This window comes from Lacrimispora sp. 38-1 (genome assembly GCF_049890855.1).
Taxonomy (GTDB): Bacteria; Bacillota; Clostridia; order Lachnospirales; family Lachnospiraceae; genus Lacrimispora.
Genome location: NZ_JBANEW010000029.1, coordinates 1 through 4175, shown reverse-complemented (window position 1 = coordinate 4175; position 4175 = coordinate 1). Strand labels below are relative to the sequence as shown.

8 protein-coding genes are annotated in these 4175 nt (G+C 40.5%); 4 read left to right on the top strand and 4 right to left on the bottom strand.

Annotated elements, in window-relative coordinates:
- Nucleotides 1-106: 106 nt before the first annotated feature.
- Genes V7D18_RS06990 through V7D18_RS06975 form a run of 4 tightly spaced genes read right to left on the bottom strand, consistent with a single transcriptional unit; the run spans nt 107 to nt 1114 of the window.
- Nucleotides 107-271: a hypothetical protein gene (locus V7D18_RS06990; RefSeq protein WP_426152796.1), complete on the bottom strand. Its 165-nt coding sequence runs from the start codon at nt 269-271 to the stop codon at nt 107-109.
- Between the two features lie 35 nt (nt 272-306).
- Entirely contained in the window at nt 307-438 is a 132-nt protein-coding gene (locus V7D18_RS06985; RefSeq protein ID WP_426152794.1) for a hypothetical protein, read from the bottom strand.
- A gap of 16 nt (nt 439-454) precedes the next feature.
- On the bottom strand, nt 455-874 hold the full coding sequence (locus V7D18_RS06980) for a hypothetical protein (RefSeq protein WP_426152792.1): 420 nt from the start codon (nt 872-874) through the stop codon (nt 455-457).
- A gap of 36 nt (nt 875-910) precedes the next feature.
- Nucleotides 911-1114 (bottom strand): helix-turn-helix domain-containing protein, encoded by a 204-nt coding sequence (locus V7D18_RS06975; protein ID WP_426152790.1) that lies wholly within the window; start codon nt 1112-1114, stop codon nt 911-913.
- A gap of 206 nt (nt 1115-1320) precedes the next feature.
- Here V7D18_RS06975 and V7D18_RS06970 point away from each other — a divergent pair, with 206 nt between their 5' ends.
- The 4 genes from V7D18_RS06970 to V7D18_RS06955 all read left to right on the top strand — a co-directional run bounded on the left by V7D18_RS06970 (nt 1321) and on the right by V7D18_RS06955 (nt 4162).
- On the top strand, nt 1321-1752 hold the full coding sequence (locus V7D18_RS06970; protein WP_426152788.1) for a helix-turn-helix domain-containing protein: 432 nt from the start codon (nt 1321-1323) through the stop codon (nt 1750-1752).
- Entirely contained in the window at nt 1694-2212 is a 519-nt protein-coding gene (locus V7D18_RS06965) for an ImmA/IrrE family metallo-endopeptidase (RefSeq protein ID WP_426152786.1), read from the top strand. The genes V7D18_RS06970 and V7D18_RS06965 overlap by 59 nt, the downstream gene beginning before the upstream one ends.
- Nucleotides 2213-2256: 44 nt before the next feature.
- Nucleotides 2257-2814 carry an OB-fold protein gene (locus V7D18_RS06960; RefSeq protein ID WP_426152784.1) on the top strand — a complete coding sequence of 186 codons (558 nt, stop codon included), beginning with the start codon at nt 2257-2259 and terminating at the stop codon, nt 2812-2814.
- A 235-nt stretch (nt 2815-3049) separates the two neighbouring features.
- Nucleotides 3050-4162, top strand: a complete 1113-nt coding sequence (locus V7D18_RS06955) for a site-specific integrase (protein WP_426152782.1) — start codon at nt 3050-3052, stop codon at nt 4160-4162.
- Nucleotides 4163-4175 lie beyond the last annotated feature (13 nt).

Genomic DNA, 4175 nt, shown 5'->3' with positions numbered 1-4175 from the left:
CAAATGATGAGTAAAAAGTCTCACAAGTCCATTAAGCGAGGTGAACTATCGCCCTGCCATGTGGTAACATACGGTTTGCACTCCGTAAATTCGGCGGAAGTCTGCATTATTCTCCGAACATTAATTGTTCGAATGTAAGGCTTTGTGGCTTATACTCTTTTTCAATTTCTGCCAGAAGAAAATCAACTAGGTTCATTAACTGTTCATTCGTATACATTGCAATACGAAACGCTGTATATAGTTCCATATATTCCCTGTCCGTTCCTCTCACCTCCTCTTCCTATTAATTGAATGAAACCGTTATAACTACAATTGTGCCGCAACTACAATTCTGATAATTACAGCAATCATGCTTAAAATAAAGGCCGCCACTGATAAGTACTTTGACTGACGGCTTCGTTTTCGCGCCTGCTCCAAATCCTTTTCCCAGTCATACATTCTCTCTCACCTCTTCTCAATGCGCATCCTGAATATAAGTCTGAAGAAATATATCCAGCTCCTTCAACTGCCCCAGGTCAGCAGCATTCAACATGCCAGTTATCTTTTTGATTTGCTTCTCCTTTTCAGAAGCTTTCCGATCTGCTCCACCAGTGACCTGATAAACCCAGACATTGGCAAAGATCTTGAAATACTCAAATACCTTGTCCGCGTCTGCTTTTGAGATAATAAGGTTTGTTACATTGAGTTTTCTTCCGGTCATATGTGAATACATTTCCCTTGCTATGGTATCGCAGGCATGGTGCATATAAGAAAAATAGTGGCCGTGGTTGTATTTTTGTCCCAATTCTGTAACGTAAGCGTCGCAGAGTTTACGGTAATAACCTACTGGAGTAAGCGTTCTTACCGGTCTGCTTTCAATTATGTAGATATCCATGTTTTTCACCTCCTTGAATTGAATAGGGTTGTCGGGTTACTGGGGGGCCTTGGATTCTTCCATAAAATACTCAATGGAGACATTAAAATATTTTGCCAAAGCCATGAGTTTGTCGACCTTGGGATTGTATCTCCCGTATTTCCAGTTTGTTAGCGTTGCCGTTGAGACCCCGGTCTGCTTAGCGACTTCATAATCGGTTACACTTGCATGGTCTCTTAAAACTGCATATTTTTGATACAAATCTACACCTCCTGTTTAAAATCTATTGACATTAGCTTAGTTTTCTAATATAATTGTGATGTCGGTCAAAGTTACATTAGAAAACTTTGCTAATCTCTTTTGCTTTAGCTTCTGTATCAAAGCTATGTCCATATAATAGCATTGATTTCAAAGTGTGTCAATAGGGTTTGGCTTATTTTCCAAACTTATTTTTTGAGAGGTGTTATATGTATGATATTTTTGAGAAATTGTGTGAACAAAATAAAGTAACTCCATATCGGGTTTGTAAAGAAACAGGGATAACTACTGCAACCATTAGTAACTGGAAAGCTGGGAGATATGTGCCAAAACAGGATAAAATGAAAAAAATAGCAGATTATTTTAAAGTTTCGGTTGATTATCTCATGACGGGCAAAGAAGATGCCTCTGAGGAAGAATCAGAACTTACCACAAGAGACAGAAGAGATATAGCAAAGGATCTTGATCGTATTATGGGTGAAATTAAAAACGAAGAGGATGGCCCTCTGTTTTATAACGGACAGCCATTAGACCCAAACGATATGATTTTTCTGTCAAAAGCTATTGAAGCTGCTCTTATTGATGCAAAAGGAAAGAACAAAAAAACTTACAATTCATATAAGAACAAACCAAAAAAATAAGGTTCTTTCGGGGGTGATTTTAACGCAAAACAAAGATATACCAGATTTTGTTGTAAAACTGGTTAGAAAACATGGGACTAATGATCCAGAAGAAATGGCTGATTACCTAAACGTTACTATAATGAATCTACCAATGGGAAATAATATTGCCGGATATTATAAATACATAAAAAGAAGAAAGTATGTATTTATAAATTCAAACATCAGAGATGATGCTTATCGCAGAGTTATACTGGCCCATGAATTAGGACATTCCATAATGCACCGTACTCAAAATTGTACTTTTATGAATGGTTATACCCTGCTCCTAACTTCGAAAATTGAAAAGCAGGCAAACCTATTCGCAGCTTATTTTTTGATTGATGATTTTTTGCTGAGAGAGTATAGGGATTTTACGAGGGAACAATTCTGCGATTGTACTGGGTATCCGGAGGAATTAATCAGATTAAGATTGAAATAGCCTATGGCTTTTTAATAAATACAAAATAGAAAGAGGATATGAATATGGGAAAAGAAAAACCAACAACAAAAATTTGCAAACACTGCAAAACAGAAATTCCTTACGGAGCAAAGGTATGTCCACAATGTCGCAAGAAGCAAGGCATGGGAGGGTGTCTCACGGCTGTTATCGTAGTCTTCGCCCTTGGCTTACTGGGTTCCTGCTTTGCAGGAAAAGGTAAAGAAACAGTAAGCACCAGTTCCAAGGAAGCTGTAGCTAAGGAGGAAACTACAGAGGCACCAATCGAATACACTGCATACAATGTTGATGACATGATGAATGACTTAAAGGCCAATGCTTTGAATGCGAGCGACAAATACAAAGATCAGTATGTAGAAATTACAGGTAAGCTTAGCGTCATAGATTCCAGCGGAAAGTACATATCCTTAGCACCTGTAAATGACGATTTTGCGATCATCGGTGTTCAGTGCTACATAAAGAACGATGAACAAAAGAGTAAGGTTGCGGGAATGACAAAAGGAAATACAATTACTATCAAGGGAAAAATTAAAGATGTGGGTGAAGTCTTGGGATACTCACTCGATATTACTGAAATAAATTAATATAGGATGTAAAAAACCGCCCCGGCGCCAACCGGAACGGCTTTACATAGATTTTCTCTTGCCGGGTTTCCGGAAAGATATACTCTACCTCATCAATAGAATTATATCATTTTCAGAGCGCGCTGGCAAGGGGCGTATTTTTTGCGCTTAAAATACGGTTATGCACAAAGTTATCCACATTTTATCCACAATACACAGCCGAAAAGCGCCGGCGCAACAGAAAGGAAATGATATTATGGCAACAGCAAAGAAACTCCCCTCGGGCTCCTGGAGGTGTCTGGTATACAGTCATTCAGAGCCAGTGTACTTAAAAGATGGAAAGCCTGCCTTAGATAAGAATGGAAAGCAGAAGCAAAAGCGGATCTATGAATCTTTTACCTGCGACGATCCATCAAAAGCAGGGAAGAGACAGGCAGAAAAAGAAGCGGCGGCATTTGCTGCAGATAAAAACACTGTGAGCCGTCCAAAGGATTTTACCCTTGGTGAAGCTATTGACAAATACTGTGAATTAAAAAGCAACGTCCTGTCCCCGTCCACGATCAGGGAATACCGGCGCATGAGAAAGAACTACTATGGAGATCTGGCTGATATGAAGCTCCGGAAGCTGTCCTCTGAGCTCGTTCAGCACTGGGTTAATAAGTTCTCTGCGAAACACAGCCCAAAAACTACCAGGAACGCTTACGGACTCCTGTCTGCAGTGATGGTAATGTACGCGCCCGGTATTCAGCTGGACATCACTCTCCCGCAAAAGGTAAAGCCTAATTTATATGTTCCCACTGACGGCGATATACGTGCCATACTGGACCACTTTGCTATGAACGATAAAGATATGGAGATCGCTGTTTACATGGCAGCGTTTGGAACCATGAGGCGGTCAGAGATATGCGCTCTCACAGCTGCCGACGTCTCCGGGAACACAGTCCGGATTAATAAAGCCATGGTCGACGCAGGAAAGACAGAATGGGTCACAAAGACCACGAAGACGGTTTCCAGTGCGAGGACCGTGGAAATGCCGGAATACATAATAAAGAAGCTTCCGAGAGATGGAAAGCTTGTAAACTTAAATCCGGATCAGGTGACACGAAGGTTTGAAAGAGCTCTGACAAGGCTCAACGTTCCTCACTTCCGTTTTCATGATCTAAGGCACTATGCAGCCAGTGTTATGCACGCAATCGGAGTACCAGATCAGTACATTATGGCTCGGGGCGGTTGGTCCTCTGACGGAACTTTAAAAAGAATTTACCGGGGAACTATGGAAGATTACAACACGATATTCACAGGAAAGATCATAGATCATTTTGAGACTATGCAACATGAAATGCAACACGATAAGAAAAAAGCCCTGTAAATACAAGGCTTTT